At 71.0% G+C, this 16172-nt stretch carries 9 protein-coding genes and 1 pseudogene; 5 read left to right on the top strand and 5 right to left on the bottom strand.

Annotation, left to right across the window (positions count from 1 at the left end; translation table 11 throughout):
* Nucleotides 1-127: 127 nt before the first annotated feature.
* Complete coding sequence (locus AC3ANN_RS18685; protein WP_488338869.1) at nucleotides 128-2092, top strand: heparinase II/III domain-containing protein; 1965 nt, start codon at nucleotides 128-130, stop codon at nucleotides 2090-2092.
* Complete coding sequence (locus tag AC3ANN_RS18680; protein ID WP_488338868.1) at nucleotides 2089-3195, top strand: LacI family DNA-binding transcriptional regulator; 1107 nt, start codon at nucleotides 2089-2091, stop codon at nucleotides 3193-3195. Before AC3ANN_RS18685 ends, AC3ANN_RS18680 begins: the two co-directional genes overlap by 4 nt.
* Nucleotides 3196-3252: 57 nt before the next feature.
* Here the strand turns inward: AC3ANN_RS18680 and AC3ANN_RS18675 are convergent, their stop codons facing one another.
* The gene (locus tag AC3ANN_RS18675; protein ID WP_488338867.1) at nucleotides 3253-8673 is read right to left on the bottom strand and encodes a fibronectin type III domain-containing protein; all 5421 of its coding nucleotides are present in this window, start codon (nucleotides 8671-8673) and stop codon (nucleotides 3253-3255) included.
* Nucleotides 8674-8884: 211 nt separating this feature from the next.
* On the opposite strand from AC3ANN_RS18675, the gene AC3ANN_RS18670 reads away from it, so the two are divergent.
* A complete protein-coding gene (locus AC3ANN_RS18670; protein WP_488338866.1) occupies nucleotides 8885-9988 on the top strand; it encodes a LacI family DNA-binding transcriptional regulator in 1104 nt (367 codons plus the stop codon).
* Between the two features lie 24 nt (nucleotides 9989-10012).
* On the opposite strand, the pseudogene AC3ANN_RS18665 reads toward AC3ANN_RS18670, so the two are convergent.
* Together AC3ANN_RS18665 and AC3ANN_RS18660 are read right to left on the bottom strand one after the other, a co-directional pair.
* A pseudogene (locus AC3ANN_RS18665) lies at nucleotides 10013-10381 on the bottom strand (EamA family transporter); the annotation flags it as partial.
* A gap of 40 nt (nucleotides 10382-10421) precedes the next feature.
* The gene (locus AC3ANN_RS18660; RefSeq protein WP_488340877.1) at nucleotides 10422-11687 is read right to left on the bottom strand and encodes a serine hydrolase domain-containing protein; all 1266 of its coding nucleotides are present in this window, start codon (nucleotides 11685-11687) and stop codon (nucleotides 10422-10424) included.
* Between the two features lie 81 nt (nucleotides 11688-11768).
* On the opposite strand from AC3ANN_RS18660, the gene AC3ANN_RS18655 reads away from it, so the two are divergent.
* Together AC3ANN_RS18655 and AC3ANN_RS18650 are read left to right on the top strand one after the other, a co-directional pair.
* On the top strand, nucleotides 11769-12095 hold the full coding sequence (locus tag AC3ANN_RS18655) for a DUF2470 domain-containing protein (RefSeq protein ID WP_488338865.1): 327 nt from the start codon (nucleotides 11769-11771) through the stop codon (nucleotides 12093-12095).
* Nucleotides 12096-12140: 45 nt separating this feature from the next.
* Nucleotides 12141-12797 (top strand): biliverdin-producing heme oxygenase, encoded by a 657-nt coding sequence (locus tag AC3ANN_RS18650; protein ID WP_488338864.1) that lies wholly within the window; start codon nucleotides 12141-12143, stop codon nucleotides 12795-12797.
* 6 nt (nucleotides 12798-12803) lie between these two features.
* Here AC3ANN_RS18650 and AC3ANN_RS18645 read toward each other — a convergent pair whose 3' ends face one another.
* Nucleotides 12804-14183, bottom strand: a complete 1380-nt coding sequence (locus AC3ANN_RS18645) for an ATP-dependent DNA helicase (protein WP_488338863.1) — start codon at nucleotides 14181-14183, stop codon at nucleotides 12804-12806.
* A gap of 214 nt (nucleotides 14184-14397) precedes the next feature.
* Complete coding sequence (locus tag AC3ANN_RS18640; protein ID WP_488338862.1) at nucleotides 14398-16143, bottom strand: DUF4832 domain-containing protein; 1746 nt, start codon at nucleotides 16141-16143, stop codon at nucleotides 14398-14400.
* Between the last annotated feature and the right edge of the window lie 29 nt (nucleotides 16144-16172).

The following is a 16172-nucleotide window of genomic DNA, read 5'->3' as shown; positions in this document are numbered from 1 at the left end:
TCGATGTAGTTCGCCGTTGAAGCGACCGTTTGGGAGCGTAGCAATCCGTTTCGGTCATTGCAAGGCTGAATCAGATTCGTTATGATCGTTTTTGATCGGTTCGCCGAACTCGATTCGAGGAGGAACCATGCCGACGGCAGCCCGACCTGACCGATTCCACGGTCGGCTCGCCGCCGCGTTCCACCCGCAGACGGGGACGGATGCCGCGGGCTTCGAGGCTGCGCTGTCGTCGCTGCTGCAGCCGCCGGCGTCGTCCCTCCCCGTCGCTCCGGCCGGCGATCGCTCCGTGTGGGGTGCGTCGGGGCGCGCCCACGCCGAGACGGTGGCATCCATCCTCTCCCGCGCCGAGGCCGATCGCCTCCAGCCGTGGCCGCTGCCGCTGGCGAGCGCCGCTGCCCGAGTCCACGCCGACGGCGACCGCGAGGGCTGGGAGCGCCCCGCGTTCGCGCGGCAGCAGCGCCTCAGCCGAGCGGTGGTCGCCGCCGCGTCGACGCTCGACGACGCATGGCTGGCTGAGGTGCTCGACGGCGTCTGGCTGCTGTGCGAGCAGAGCTCGTGGTGCTGGCCCGCCCACGACGACGCCTTCGCCACGCGGGGCTCCGTGCTGGCCACGGTCACCGAGCCCTACCTCGATCTCGGCGCCGGCGAGGTCGTCGGGCAGCTCGCGTGGATCGACCAGGTGCTCGGCGACCGCCTCGAGGCCCGATACCCGGGATTCCGGGCCCGCGTGCGCCACGAGGCCCGGGTGCGGATCTTCGAACCCTTCACGCGGCGCCGAGACTGGCACTGGCTGGGGCTCGACGGCGACGTGCACAACTGGAATCCGTGGATCCACGGGAACATCCTCGCCGCCGCGCTGCGCCTGATCGACGACCCGGCCCAGAGCGATGAGCGCACGCTCCTCGTCGCCCTGGCCATCGAGGGCCTCGACCGCTACGTCACGGCGCTCCCCGAGGACGGCGCGATCGACGAGGGCTACTCGTACTGGTGGAACGGCGCGTGCCGCGCGCTCGAGGCGCTCGACCTGCTGCGTCACGCGACAGCGGGCGTGCTCGATGCGTCGGGGATCACCGCGCTGCGCGAGACCGTCGCCTTCCCGCATCGCGTGCATCTCGGCGGTGCCTGGTACCTGAACCTCGCCGACGGGCAGGCGCGCCCGGCCGAGGCGCAGCCGTGGCACGCACTTCATCGCGCCGCGCACGCGGTGGACGACGCGGATGCCGCGTCCCACGCGGCCTCGCACCGCTCCGCCGGCGCGCCGGTCGCCGATGAGCGCGAGGGTCTCGGACGCCTGCTGCGCGGCCTCACCGACACCGCGTGGATCGAGGCGGCACCGGCGCGCTCACCGCTGCCGCGCGACGTCTGGTTCCCCTCGACCCAGGTGCTGCTCGCACGCACGGCCGCCGGTACGGCCGAGGGTCTCACCGTCGCTGCCAAGGGCGGGCACAACGACGAGCACCACAATCACAACGACGTCGGATCCTTCGTGATCGCCACGGACGGCGTGCCGGTCATCGTGGATGCGGGTCGCCCCACGTACACGCTGCAGACGTTCGGCCCCGACCGGTACGACATCTGGACGATGCAGAGCGGCTGGCACAACGTTCCCGTGATCCGCGGCCGCGAGCAGTCGGCCGGCCGCACGTTCAGGGCATCCGATTTCGAGGTCTCGATCGCCGATGCGACGTCGTTCACGACCGACATCGCGGGGGCGTACCCCGACCCGGGCGCTTCGTCCTGGCGGCGCACCGTGCGCCTCGATCGCAGCAGCGGCGCCGTCGTCATCGAAGACGCGTGGACGGGCTGGGTGCCCCACACCGGCGCGCACACGTCGGTGCGGATGCTGCTGGCCGGCGTCGTGCGCCTCGCCGAGGCATCCGTCCACGTCACGCCGCTCGACGGCGCGACCCCCGTGCGGATCACGTGGGCCGAGGGGATCCAGGCCTCGCTGGCCACACGGGAGCTCGACGATCCGATGCTCTCGGGCGTGTGGGGATCGCACCTGACACGACTCGATCTGGACGTGACGACGCGCGAGCGGGTCACGGTCAGGGTAGAACAGGACCTGACGAACGCGGAGGACGCACGATGACCGATCAGCCCCCGGCACTGCTCGCCGCCGAGCGACGAGCGCACGTGCTGGCCGCGCTCGAGCGTGATGGCGCCGTCCGCGTCGCGCAGCTCATCGACGAGCTCGGGGTGGCGCCGGTGACCCTGCGCCGCGACCTCGCGCAGATGGAGCGTGAAGGCCTGCTCGTGCGCGTGCACGGCGGCGCCGTCCCTGCGGCGAACGGATTCGACGACGGAGACCCGACGTCGGCGGGCTCACGCTCCCGCACCGGGTCCATCGCGATGCTCGTGCCGTCATTGAGCTTCTACTGGCCGAGCGTGGTCCGCGGGGCCGAGGCCGAGGCGGCGCAGCTGGGCATGCGCGTCGTGCTGCGCGGCGCGTCGTACGAGCTCCAGGACGAGCGCCCCGTGCTCGAGCGACTCGTGCACACCGAGGGCGTCCGGGGCCTCGTGGTCGCCCCCAACACCGACACCCCCCACGCCCAGGACGTCGTGCAGTGGCTCGCGGACTGCGGCGTGCCGAATGTGCTGGTGGAGCGCGATGCCGTCGTGCTGCCGGAGGGCAGTCCGGTCGAGAACGTCACGACCGACCACGCGCTGGGGGCGGTGCTCGCGGCCCGCCACCTGGCCTCGCTCGGTCATCGCCGGGTCGGCCTCATCATCGCGCGCGACTCGCCCACGTCGCGCAAGATCGCCGCGGGGTGGCAGGCGGCGTGCGCCGAGCTCGGCCTCACGCCCGCCGACCACTTCGAGACGAGTCTGCCACCGCGCACGAGCCCGGACTTCTCGGCGGTCGTCGACGCGACCTTGGACGCGGCCCTGTCCAACTCGGTCACCGCGCTCGTCGTGCACTCCGACCCCGAGGCGATGGCCTTCGTCGATCTCGCCCTGAACCGCGGCATCTCGGTGCCGGGCGACCTGTCGATCATCGCGTACGACGACGAGGTCGCCGAGCTCTTCACGCCGGCCCTGACCGCCGTGAGCCCCCCGCGAGCCGCCGTCGGGCGAGCTGCCGTCGACCTCGTCGCGCGCCGCATCGAGGACCCCACGCGTCCGGTGCACCGCGTCGTGCTCAACCCCACGCTGAACGTGCGGGGATCTACCGCGCCGCCGCGCGGCGCCTGATCGGGCGCACCGCGACCGGGCGCCGCGCTCGGGTCGCGGCATCCGGCCGCTTTCGCGTCAGTTCGTGACCTTGACCGTCAGCTCCTTCGAGGCCGTGGTCCCGGCGGCGTTGGTGAACTCGACGACGTAGACGTACGTGCCCACCGGCTTGCCCGTCACCTCGAGGGTCGCGTGCTGTGCGCGGGGCGTCTCTGCGACGAGGGTGCCGGAGCCCGCCTCGACGCCGTTCTCGAGGAACCGGTACGAGGTGGCATTGGTGCCCCACCACAGATCGGCCTTCACGGTGTACGTGCCGTCGCCGTCCTTGTTCGCCACCGAGATCGACGGCTTGCCGGGGTTCGCGTCGGTCACCGTGACGGTGAGGGGCTGCGTGGCGGTGGTGCCCTTGGAGTTCACCAGTGCGCCGGTGAACTCGTAGGTGCCGTTCGACAGGCCTTCGATGTCGACGACGGCGCGCTGCGCGCCGGGCGAGCTCATCGTGAGCGGCACCTTGGCGACGAGCTCGCCGTCGCGGTAGAGCTTGAACAGCGAGCCGTTCTCGCCCCACCAGAGGTTCATCGTGACCTGGAACGTACCGTCTTCGAGCCCGGTGTCCCAGCCGTCGTTCGACGACAGCGACGCCCGCGCCGGAGCCGTGCGCGCGCCGTCGTCGGACGGCACCTCGGGAAGGGTGACGGATGCCGTGGCCGCCGACCGCTCCCCCTCGCCGAGCTCGTTGACCCCGGCGACCTCGTAGGCGTGCGACGTCCCGAGCTCGAGGGACGACACGGTGCACGTCGTCTCGGTCGTCTCGCAGACCGGGTCGGTGCCTCCGGCCTCGTATACGCGGTATCCCGCGAATCCGGGACCGGTGAGGGCGGGGGCGTCCCACGTCACGGCGATCGAGGTGTCGCTCGCAGGGGTGGCCGCCGCGTTCTGCGGCGCGCCGGGTCGCGTGACGTCGGCCACGGCGAGCCACGAGATGACCGGCTTCTCGCCACCGGCGCCCTCGTTGGTCACGACGTACTCCACGGTCGCGGGTGCCGCGAGCGTGAACGTCAGCTGAGCGGCGAGCGGCGAGCTCGAACCCGACAGGGGGATGTTGCCCTTGGCCAGCTCCGTTCCCGCGACCGACGCGGTGTGGTTCATCGTGCGGTTGAGGTTCCACCACTCGGTGAACCCGCCGGTGAGGGTGTACGTGCCTGCCTCGAGCGGCAGCCGGTAGATCAGCCGCGTGGTGTCCTGGTAGAGGCCGGTCGAGTACTTGTCGTTCAGATCGGTCGCGCCCTTGACCTTCATGCCGTCGGCGACATATCCCCATTGGTCGACGGATGCCGACACCTGGTCGACCTTGTCGTTCCGCAGCCCCTCGACAGCCGCCGCGATCGCGGCGTACTGCGGGGAGTCCGCGCCGCCGGTCCCCGAGTCGATGTAGTACATGAGGGCGGGCGGCACGACCTCGAAGCCCGCGACCACGCGCTCGTCGCTCTCGGCGAGCCGGCCGCTCACCCTGAGCTTGCCGTACTCGACGCGGGGCTGCGCGGCGGAATCGGCATCCCACTCCACCGCCTTCTCCGCTCCCGCGACCACGACGGTCTCGGGCAGCTCGTCGTCGAGCCCGAGCGCGCCCTGCACCCCGAGGTCTCGCGGGATGCGCTGCACGTACACGAGCGCGAGGCGCGCGTTGTACCCGCTCGTGCCGTTGGTGCCGAACTCGACGTCGACGACGGCATCCGTCTCGAGCGTCAGCGTCTGCGCCACCGGAGTGGCCGCGCCGGTCGACACCGCCGTCTTCGTCGCCTCGGCCCCCGCCGCGCGCACCTTGGAGTACACGTTCGTGGTGAGGCCGGCGCGCGGCGCCTGCACGGCGACGATGTTGTACGAGCCCGACGGGAGCGTCAGGTGGTAGGTGACGGGCTTGTTGTAGTCCGCGCCCACGAACGACGAGCCCCAGTCGCGAGGGTTCCCGGCCTGGAGCGTCGTCGCGGTCGTCGAGTAGCCCCACGTCGGTCCGGCGCTCGTTCCATCCCACTTCTGGTCGGCGGCGTCGTTGCGCAGCTCCGGGAAGGCTGCCACGACCCCGGCGTAGGCCGAGCCCTCGCCGGCGCCGCCCGAGCCCGAGTCGATGAAGTACTCGAGATCGGGCGGCACCACGAGCACCGTCGCGCTGAAGCGCTGGTAGAAGCCCGACGGCAGCTTCTCGGTCGAGCGGCCCGCGGCCGCGAACGTGCCGAGCTCGGCTGTCGTCCCGGCCGCCGCCGCCGAAGCCAGGCTCCACGTCACCTCGGCGTCGGCGCCCGCGAGGTCGAGCGTGGCCGGCAGCGCCCGCGTGCTCGAGAGGATCGTCACGACACCGAGGTCGAGCACGTCGGGGCTGACGTCCTTCGGCGTGAGACCGTCGGCGGCGGCGGTGAGGCGCCCGACGATCGCGGCGGCGCCCTCGGCATCGAGTCCGTACTGCAGCGGATCGTCGACGGCCTGCCGCGCATCCGCCAGCGCGGCCGCGAACACGGCCCACGTCTCGGCGCTGTACTCGCTCTCTTCGTGCCCTGCGACCCGGTCGATCGCCGCCGACAGCGGCGCGGTGTCGACGCTCGCGGAATCAGCGGTGGCGGTGATGACGCCGACCGCGTCGACGTTGATCGAGCTGTCGTTCGCGGTCTTGATGACGACCGTGTGCGGGGCGTTCCGGAGCCCTCGGAGCATGAACGTCGTCTTCTCGCTGCCTGCGGCGAAGGTCGGAGCGGCCGCCGCCAGGGTGACGCCGTCGACGATGACGTCCAGGGTGGTCGCGCCGTTGTTCGTGCCGATGATGTCGAGGCCGGTGCCGGTGAACGCGTACGTCATCGCCGCGCCCTTCGCCGTGCTCTTGGACGCCGTACGCTGCCACTCGAACATGCCCTGCCCGTTGACGTGACTCCAGCTCCCGTCGAACTCGAGCACCGGAGCCGAGGTGTCGTCCCAGCTCGTCTGGTGCATGCCGTCGATGATCGACGTGTAGTACGGCGTGTAACCGGGCACGGTCTCGACCTCGAGGTTGTCGAACTGCACGAAGCTGAAGCTCGATCCCAGCTGGATCCGGCCCGCCGCCTGCGGCGCGGCATCCGTGTAGGACGCCACCTCCACGCCGTTGACCCGCGCGCTGTACACGTTGCCGGCGACCTCGACCCCGATGTTGTTCCAGACGCCGGGGCCGGCTGTGAAGCCGACGGCCGGATTGCCGGCGACGCTTCCACTCGACAGCGTCGTGCCGTAGCGCATGAACGTCCAGGCGCCCGCGGGGTCGATCCTCAGCTCGGCGGCCGAGACGTTCTGCCCGTTCGGTGTGCCGCCCTGCTCGCGCGCGCCGATGGTGGCGTACTGCGATCCGGATGCCTCGAACAGCACGTCCGCCGAGACGGTGTAGTTCGCCCAGCGGGCGTCGCCGATCGTCGTCTTCGGGTCACCCGCGTTCCATGCGCCGCCGGCCATGCCCGGGCCGACCTGCTGACGCAGCACCCGGCCGTGCGCCGGATCGGTGGTGAGCACCGACTCGAACGCGCCGTTGGTGTCGTTCGTGTAGCGCGGCGTCACCCCGTCGTCTTCAGCCTGCACGGAGGGTGTGCCCTCCGGCTTGGCCCGGGCTCCGCGCGCGTCGAGGAACGACTCGCCGGTGTCGACGAGCTGCCCGGTCACGGGGTCGTAGCCCTGGATCGTGCCCTGCTCGCGGTAGTCGAAGTCGTCGCCGTACAGGACGCCGTCATCGGTCACACCGTTGACGGCGCCCGAGACGTCGGTGTCGAGCACGTCGCGCCCGCCGTCGGCATCGGTGTACTCGGGCGTGCTGGGCAGCGAGCTGCCGTAGCCGTCCTTCGCGGTGAGCGCGCCGTCTGCGCCCGCTGTCGCGTGGTCGAGGGTCGTCAGGGTCAACGCCGACCAGGGCTTCACCGTCACCGAGTACGAGCCGTCCGCAGCCGGCGCGACCTCGCCGACCGGCTTCAGATAGTTGGCGTCGTACGCCTCGCCCTCGTCGGCGGCGCGGGTCTCCCACAGCTCGGCCGTCGGGTCCGATCCCAGGCTCAGGCCGTTCGTCGCGATGCGGTACGTCTTGGTGAAGGTCGAGTCGTTGATGATGACCGTCGAGAAGTCGGATGCGTCGGGCGCTGCGAGCGTCGTGTACGAGGCTCCGCCCGCCCTCGCACCGCCTGGCGGGTTTCCGGTGCCGAGCTCGCTGCGCGAGGCCTGCGGGATCGCCCGCCAGATCCCGGCGGTGTTGTCGGCGTTCTCCCACCCGAGCTTCGCGAACTGCGTGAACTGCTCGATGACCGCCAGCCCGCCATCGTAGGAGAGCCAGCCCGACCACGGTTCACGGGCGTTCACGAGCTCTTTCGACGAGTACTGGAAACCGTCGTAGAACGAGCCGATCGCCGGCTGGAAGATGTTCATCGTGCGGCGCGACGCGGCGAAGCCCGTCGTCACCCAATTGCCCATCTCGAGAGCGCTGTTCGTGCCGCCGAACTGCGTGCCGAACCCGCCTTTCTCGTCGCTCGCGTTGTTGTTCGGGCGGTCGGCCGAGCTCGAGAACGTCGACTGACCCTCCGAGTTCCACACCTCGAGGTCGAGCTGCTCGGCGATCTTCTTCATGTTCCCGGCGCTGTCGTCTGCGCTGGAGTAGTGGAAGCCGACGATGTCCACCGCGTCGCGCAGGGATGGGTCGGTGGGTGAGGTCATCGCGTTGCCGAACGACACCAGCGGGGTGCCCACGGTGTCGGCGGCGATCGTCTGGATGGCGTGGAAGAGCTTCTTCTCCTCCTCGGACGCGAAACCGTTGTTGGGATCGGCTGCCGTGGCGCCCTGGTAGCCCGTGGTGTCGTTGCGCAGCCAGTTCGAGAAGTCCTTGTAGAGCTGGATGTCGGGGTTGCCGGTCTCGTTCGTGTCGGGGTTGATCGAATCGACCATGACGCCGAACTCGCGGTAGGCCGCGAGGCCGGTGTTCTTGTACCAGATGTACTGGTCCTGGTGGCTGGTGACCCACGTGGGACGGTTCCACCGCAGGATGCTCACGTGGATGTCTCCGTGGGCGACGAGCTGCGCGTCGGCAGCCAGCTGGAAGCCGGGCTCGCGCAGCACGTTCGGGTACTCGTCGCGCGAGCGCATCGTCGCCGGGTTGGGACCGGTCGACGTGTTGCGGTCGTTGCCCATCTCGATCTTGACGGTGTTCATGATCGGGTGGTCGCCGCCGAACAGCGTCTCGATGAGCTCCCAGTACTTGTCGGGGTGCTGCGCCTTGTAGTCCAGCAGCAGGGCGCTCGTCGAGTTCGCCGAGAGCACGCCGAAGCCCTTGAAGGTGAGCCCGTTGCGGTTCTGCGCGGCCGCCGCGATGTCGGCACCGTCGACCGTGACGGCCACCGGGTCGGCGCCCGCGGCCGCCGCCGGAGAGAAGGGGATCGCGACCGTGGCCAGCGTCACCGCGACCGCGGTGAGGGCGGCAGCGATCCGGGCCGATGACATCTTCGCCATGGAGTTCCTCGTCGTCGAAAGAGAGCCCGCTCGGGTCGCCTGTCAGGGAACCACCGTGGCGCCGCCGGGCGAAAGTGAATCGTTCAGAACCGAACGCAGTCGAATCGAATCGCACATCACGAGATGACGGATGCCGTGATTCCGCGGCATCCGCCGATTCCCGCTATCGTCAATCGAACACGTTCGCACGCACGGGTCGAGGGAGATCGTCGTGGAGCCCCACACGCCGCCGCCGTTCGGCCTGTCTCGGCGCGAGCGCATCATGGACGAGCTGCGCCGTGTCGGATCCGTCCGCGTCGCCGACCTGGCACGCGAGTTCGGGGTCGCCGAACTCACCATCCGTCGCGACATCGGCGCGCTCGCCGACCGCGGCCTCCTCACCCGTGTTCACGGCGGCGCCACGCTGCGCAGCCGGCTCGACACGTCGGTCCCGCATCGCGCACCTGCTTCCGGCCCGCCGCGCTTCCGCGTGGGTATGGTGGTGCCCTCGCTCGGGTACTACTGGCCCCACATCATCATCGGCGCCCGGGCCGCGGCGACGGATGCCGGGGTCCAGCTCGTGCTGCGCGGGGCGAGCTACTCCCCCGCCGACCAGCGTCGCCAGATCAGCTCCCTCGTCGAGTCGGGCACGCTGCACGGGCTCATCGTGGCGACCGAGACGCAGGGGCCCGAGGGGTCGGCGCTGCTGCAGTGGCTCGACGGGCTTCCGATCCCGGTGGTGCTCGCGGAGCGCCGTGTGCCCTCGGCGCTCGCGCTCACGCGACTCGAGTGGGTCACGTCCGACCACGTCTTCGGCGGATCGCTCGCGGCCGCGCACCTCGCGTCGCTGGGGCATCGCCGAGTCGGGCTGCTCGCCTCGCCGGGGTCGCCGACCTCGTGGCAGCTGCGCCGCGGCTGGTCGCGGGCGGTCGAGGAGCTCGGGCTCACCTCCACCTTCGACCTCGACACCGCGCTCGATGCGCTCGACGGCGCGGAGCGCGAGCGGGCGATCGACGACCTCCTCGCCACCTGCCGCGACACGGGCACGACGGCGATGCTCATCCACTCCGACCCGCAGGCGGTGCTGCTGCAGCAGCACGCGCGCGACCACGGCTGGTCGGTGCCGCGGGACCTCGCCGTCGTGGCGTACGACGACGAGGTCGCCGAGAGCGCCGAGCCCGCGATCACCGCACTGCGTCCGCCGAAGCAGCAGGTCGGGCGCCTCGCCGTCGAGACGATGGTGGCGCGCCTCGCCGACGGCCCGCGACGGCCCGTCCAGCGCGTGTCGCTGCTGCCCGAGCTGCGCGCCCGCGAGTCCACCGCCCCCGCCGGCTGACTCCCGCGTCCTGCCGGCCCCGGTTCAGGCGAGCGGCTCGGCAGCCTCGCGCGCGGCGCGCGTCGACGAGCGCACCGCACCGATGCTCGCAAGGATGACGAGCGCGATGCCGACGACCTCGAGCCAGGTGAGGTGCTGGCCGAGGAGCACGTACCCGGCGAGCGCCGCGGTCGCCGGGGCGAGGCTCATGAGGATCGCGAAGGCCGCGGCCGGGAGGCGTCGCAGCGCGATGAGCTCGAACGCGTAGGGGATCGTCGACGACAGCACCGCGACGGCCGCGCCGAGGGCGAGCAGGTCGATCCGCAGGACAGCGGCTCCGGCATCCGCGATCCCGAAGGGCAGGGCGATGACGGCGCCGATCGCCATCGCGAACGCCAGTCCGTCGAGCTTGGGAAGATGGCGGGCGTCGTCGAGCGACCTGCCGTGCTCGCGGTCACTCCTTGGGGGGCGCGCACACCGCTGCGGCGGCGACCGCCTTATGGTACTGCTCGGCCGTCCACGGCAGGCCCGCCTCGGGGATCGTCTCCCCGCCCGCGGCAGGGGCCTTCGACGCGATGGCCGCGAGCTCCCACGCGAGGTAGGCGCCGACCTCCGCCGCCGCCGCCGAGTTGTTGAGGACGACCGCGACGGTCAGCCCGCTCGCGGGGTCCGCGAACGCGGCGGTGATGTACCCGGGCACCTTGCCCGCCTGGCCGACGAGCGACGCCGCGTGCAGTGCGCCGCCATCGGCCAGGTACCACGAGGGTCCGTCCGGTGAGACGGGCAGCGGGGAGTCGAACCTGTCGTCGGAGGGCACGAGCGCGCCCGCGGCGAGCGCCTGCGCGTACCGCCCGAGGTCGGCGATGTCGGTGACGGCGCCCGCGTCGGTGAAGCCGAGGGTCCACGAGGCGTCGGTCAGATCCTTCGGCTGCGCGCAGTCGAGCGCACCTCCCTCGCCCGGGAGGGACTGGCCGCCCGCCAGCACCGCATCGCCCTCGAGGGCGCCGAGCGACGTGGACTCGAGGTCGAGCGGATCGGCGACGTACGTCTGGATGAGCTCGGCCGCGGACCTCCCCGTCACGCGCTCGAGGGCGAGCCCCAGCAGGACGTAGCCCGCGTCGGAGTCGCGGTACGCGACGCCCGGCTCGCCCGACCGCGGCTGTCCGAGCCCGAACGTCGCGAGATAGCGCGGCTCCCACTGCCTCGCGGGGTTCGTGAGCCAGGCCGGGTAGAGCTTCCCGGTGAACGATCCGATGCCCGACGTGCCGTCGCACAGCTGGCCGAGGCTCACGTCCGCGAGGTCAGGCGCTCCCGAGACGTACTGCGAGACGCTGTCGCCGAGCTTCACCGCACCGGTCGCAGCCACCTCGTACAGCACGTCGCAGATCATCGCGCGGGTGACCTTGCCCGCCCGGAACCGCATGTCGGCACTCACCTCGCCGCCGCCGTCCGGGCTCTGGGTGCCGAGACCGGTCACCCAGCTGCCGCTCCACGGCGCCCACACGCCGACGATCGCACCCGACGATCCTGTGGCTTCCATCGCGTGGGTGACGGCGTCCTGCAGCTGCTGCACCGTGTCTTCGGGGAAGGATGCCTCGGCCTGCGGAGGCACGTCGATGTCGACGTGCTGGTCGGGAGAGCACCCCGACAGGACGAGCAGCGACGCCACGGCGCCCGCAACGACCGCGCTGGCGCGGTGCCTTGTGGAGCGGGTCCGCATGCTCACCCCCCGATGATCGTGCTTTGAATTCAAACACACCGCGGTCGCATCCGCCCGCGCGGGCGTCCTTAGGGTGTAACCATGACGCATCTCTTCGACGACACGGTGCTCGCGGGCGTACTGGGCCACATGAACGGCGACCACGCCGACGACAACGTCCTGATCGCCCGCGCATTCGCCGCGGACTCGGGGATCGCCGCGGACCGGATCGTCGCGTCGCGCATGGAGGGGTTCGACGGAGACGGCGGACGATGGGCGGTCACGCTCGACGACGGCTCGACGGCGATCGTCGACGTGCCCTGGCCGGGCGGACCGATCTCGGAACGCCCGGAGGTGCGGCGCGAGGTCGTCGCCCTGTACGACGAAGCGTGCCGGCGACTCGGCACCGAGCCCCGCCCGCACGCGTGAACCGGGGCCTAGGTTAGGTCACCCTAAACCTCGTACACTGGGCGCATGAGCGACCCGATCCCGTTCTCCGCCGCGCTCCGCGAACGCTCCAGCAGGGCGCACTCGTCGAGCGAGACCGCCGGCTTCATGGCCGACCTCATGAGGGGCGAGGGCACCCGCGAGGACTACATCGCGCTAGTCGCCCAGCACTGGTTCATCTACGAGGCGCTGGAGCGCACCGCGAACCGGATGCGCAACGACCCTGTCGCCGCGGTGTTCATCAGCGACAAGCTCACGCGCCTGCCCGCACTCGAGGCCGACCTCGAGTTCCTCGTCGGGCCCGACTGGCGCGAGCGGATCGAGCCCCTGCCTACCACCCAGCGGTACGTCGACCGCATCAACGAGGTCGGCGCGACGTGGGCCGGCGGCTTCGTCGCCCACCACTACACGCGGTATCTCGGCGATCTGTCGGGCGGCCAGTTCATCGGGCGACTCATGGCGCGGCGCTTCGGGTTCGACACGAACGGCATCGGCTTCTACCTCTTCGAGGACATCGCCGACCCGAAGGCGTTCAAGGACGTCTACCGCGAGCAGCTGGACGCCGCCCCGTGGGATGCCGCGGAGCAGGAGCGTGTGATCGACGAGGTGCTGCTGGCCTACCGCTTCAACACCGAGCTGTTCGACGACCTCGCCTCGGCGAAGCAGGCCGCTCAAGTCGCCTGACGCGCCTCAGGATGCCGCGGGCCGGCGTACGGCGGAGGCCATGAACCGCTGCACATCGGGGTCGACCTGGATGTCGCGAGGCCGCAGCGGCCGAGACAGATAGAGCCCTTCGAGCGAGGTCAGCCGCGACAGCGCCACATACGTCTGCCCCGGCGCGAACGCGCCCGAGCCGAGGTCGATGATCGCACGGTCGTAGGTCTTGCCCTGCGACTTGTGGATCGTGACGGCCCACGCGAGCTTGAGCGGGAACTGCGTGAACTCGGCGACGATGTCGCGCGAGAGCGACTTCGAGCCGGGGTTGTACGAGTACCGGTACTTCTCCCACACCGACGGCTCGACGTCGAACTCCTGTCCCTCCACGTCGACCCGCACCGTGTCGCCCGCGATGCGCGTGACGGTCCCGATCGTGCCGTTGACCCACCGCGGCGGCTCTCCGAACGACGCGGTGTCGTTGCGCAGGAACATCACCTGTGCGCCGACCTTCAGCTTCAGCTCGACGTCGGCCGGGTACGCGGCATCCCCTCGCCCGAAGTCGCCGTTGATCTCGGCGACCGCGGTCTGCTCGCGGCCCACGAGCTCGTCGAGGTGCCGGCGGTTGATGCTGTTCACGATGTCGTTGCGCGTCGCGAGCGTGATGATCGGGTGCTCGCCGTCGGCCGGATCGGGCGGTGTGCGCGCGCCGGTGTCGTTGAGGACCTGCGCGATGTCGGCGGTCACGCGCCCGTATCGCACCGCGTTGAGCATGGCCTTGAACGCCGGGTCCGCCTGCCGGTGGATGTCGACGAGCTCGCGGATGTTGAGCTCCGCGCCGTACGAGCCGACGTCGAGGATGCCATCGGTCGCGGCCTCACCGACCCAGACCTTCGCGTCGAAGAACCAGAACGAGCGGTAGTGGTCGCGGACGTACCGCAGCTCGTCGCCGCGCGGCGGCACCGGTGCCAGCTGGTACGGATCGCCGAACATCACCACCTGGGTGCCGCCGAACGGCTCGCCGCGCCGGCCGCGCGCCTGGCGCAGCGCGCGGTCGATGGCGTCCATGAGGTCGGCGTTGACCATCGAGATCTCGTCGATCACGAGCGTGTCGATCGCGTTGAGCAGCTTGCGCGTCGCGTCGGACTGCGCCTCGTCGTGCGCCCCGATGACGCCCAGAGGCAGCTTGAACAGCGAGTGGATCGTCTGCCCCTCGACGTTGAGCGCCGCGACGCCGGTCGGCGCGCAGACGGCGATCTGCTTCGAGGTGTTCCACGCCAGGTGCTGCAGCAGCGTCGACTTGCCGGTGCCCGCACGACCCGTCACGAAGACGTGCTCTCGCGTGTCTTCGATGAGCCGGAAGAGCGCCTCCTGCTCGGACGAGAGCGCGAGACCGGCGGACGTGGGCGTGGTCACCGATTCATGCTAACGACCGGATGCCCCGTCCCGGCCGCGCGCGCCGCGATCGGTGGACGCGGATCGTTGTCCACAGATTCGGCGCGTGGGGCCGCGCCGGTGCCGATGCCGGCCGACCGAGAGGAACGGATGCCGGAGCCCGGTACTCGCCTCGGGGCTCCGGCATCCATCCCCCGACCCGAAGGCCGGTGCGGCTCACCCGTCCGCGGACGAGTTATCCCGCGTGGACCACGGCGGTCGCCGATCGAGGAGAGGCTTCGCCCTCGCCCTGGCCGTTGAACGCCGTGACGGTCGCTCGCCAGCGACCTGCGGGAACGTCGGAGAAGGTCGTCTGCGACGCCCTCGCCGCGATCTCGTGGGTGCGCGTCTGCCCGCTCGCCGAGGTGAGCGTGACGTGGTAGCCCGACACCGGCGACGAACCGTCCGCCGAGGGGGCCGTGAACGACACGCGCACGTCGGATCCCTCAGCCATGATGCGCGGCTTGGCCACCGCGCCGGGCGTCGAGAGCTCGATGGTCTGGTGCAGGTCGTTCAGCCCGGTGGCGGCGACCCACGTGCCGACGTTCGCGGTCTGGATCGCGAACCGGGGGTCGTCCGCGATCGACGGCTCGGCCGCGGGAAGGGCCAGCGAGGCGCTGTACCGCCCGGCAGGGACCGTCGCGAGCGACACCGAGACCGTGGTCGTCTCGCCGGGCGCCCACGTCCTCGCGTCGCTGCCGAGCGGAAGCGTCACCCGCCCCTGCGGGCCGTCCAGCACGACGTACGCCGGACGCGCGTTGTACGGCGCCGCCCAGCCCTCGTTGCGCACGTCGATCTCCAACGTGGGCGCGGTTCCGCCCGTGACACGGGACTCCTCCAGCACGAAGCGATAGCCGAGGTTCTTGGCGACATCGACGAGGCCGTCCTCGCCCCACGAGTCGAGGACACCCTGGTGGTAGTCGCGGTTCAGATAGCTGTAGTGGTAGCTCGCCATCTCGGCCGACGCCGTCGGCCACTCCGACCGGGGCGGATTGACGTTGCACGTCTCGCCACCCATCGGCACGAAGCGGGTGTCGGCGGCCAGGTAGTCCTGATCGAGGCTCAGCGGGTCGGAAAGGAACGTGCCCCAGTCATCCGGCGCGGCCAGGAAGCAGTCGTTGTGATGGCCGACGCGAGACACGGGCGATCCGGAGAACCCCTCGGCCTCGGTCAGCGCCCCGGCTTCACCGCTCGGGCGATCGAACGCGCGCTGCTTCGAGAGCATGGTGCGCACCTGCACCGATCGCGACTCGGGGAGCGCGGCCAGCAGGGCGTCGGTGACCGCGGTGCGGTTCGCCCAGTCGGCGTCGGTGACCACGCCGGGGTTCGCCGGATCGGCGACGAAGTGGTCGGTGTAGTAGCCCTCGCCCCACAGGCCGATGAATCCGTTCTGCACCACCGCGATGACGTCCGCGTTCGCGCGCAGCAGCGGCGTCAGCTGCTGGATGTGCGACAGCGTGCGCTCCACCGTGGCGTCGCCGTAGGGCGGGTTGTAGGGCCAGGCCCCGCCCTGGACGTAGGCGAATCGCAGGATGACCGAGATGCCGGCATCGCGAGCGGTCTGGAAGTCCGCCGTCAGCGCATCGAGAAGCTGCGCATCGAGGTCGGCGTCGACATAGCGCTCGAGGTAGACCACGCGCAGGATCTGGGTGAAGCCCTGGTCGCGGTACGTCGCCAGCGTCGCCGCGTCCAGCGGGGTCCAGCCGGATCCGTCGGCACGCGAGTGCGTCTCGGTGTGCTTGTACCACCCGCGCGCGGGGTTCGCGATCGGGGCGTCGTTCTCGTCATAGATGACGACGGCGGGGCCGGTGGCGGCGGAGGTGTGCGGCACCGACGTCGCGGTCGAGCCGGCCGCGGGCGCCGCGACGGCCATGGTTGCCGCGGCGACGGTCGCCGTCAGCAGGGTCGCGGCGATGCGTGTCCGCAGGGGCAGATGCTTCATTGCTCGTTCCTCGCTTCTTCGTGGGGTGG

The sequence above is a fragment of the Microbacterium sp. STRO-2N genome, from assembly GCF_057747775.1.
This window is presented reverse-complemented; position numbering and strand designations above follow the sequence as displayed.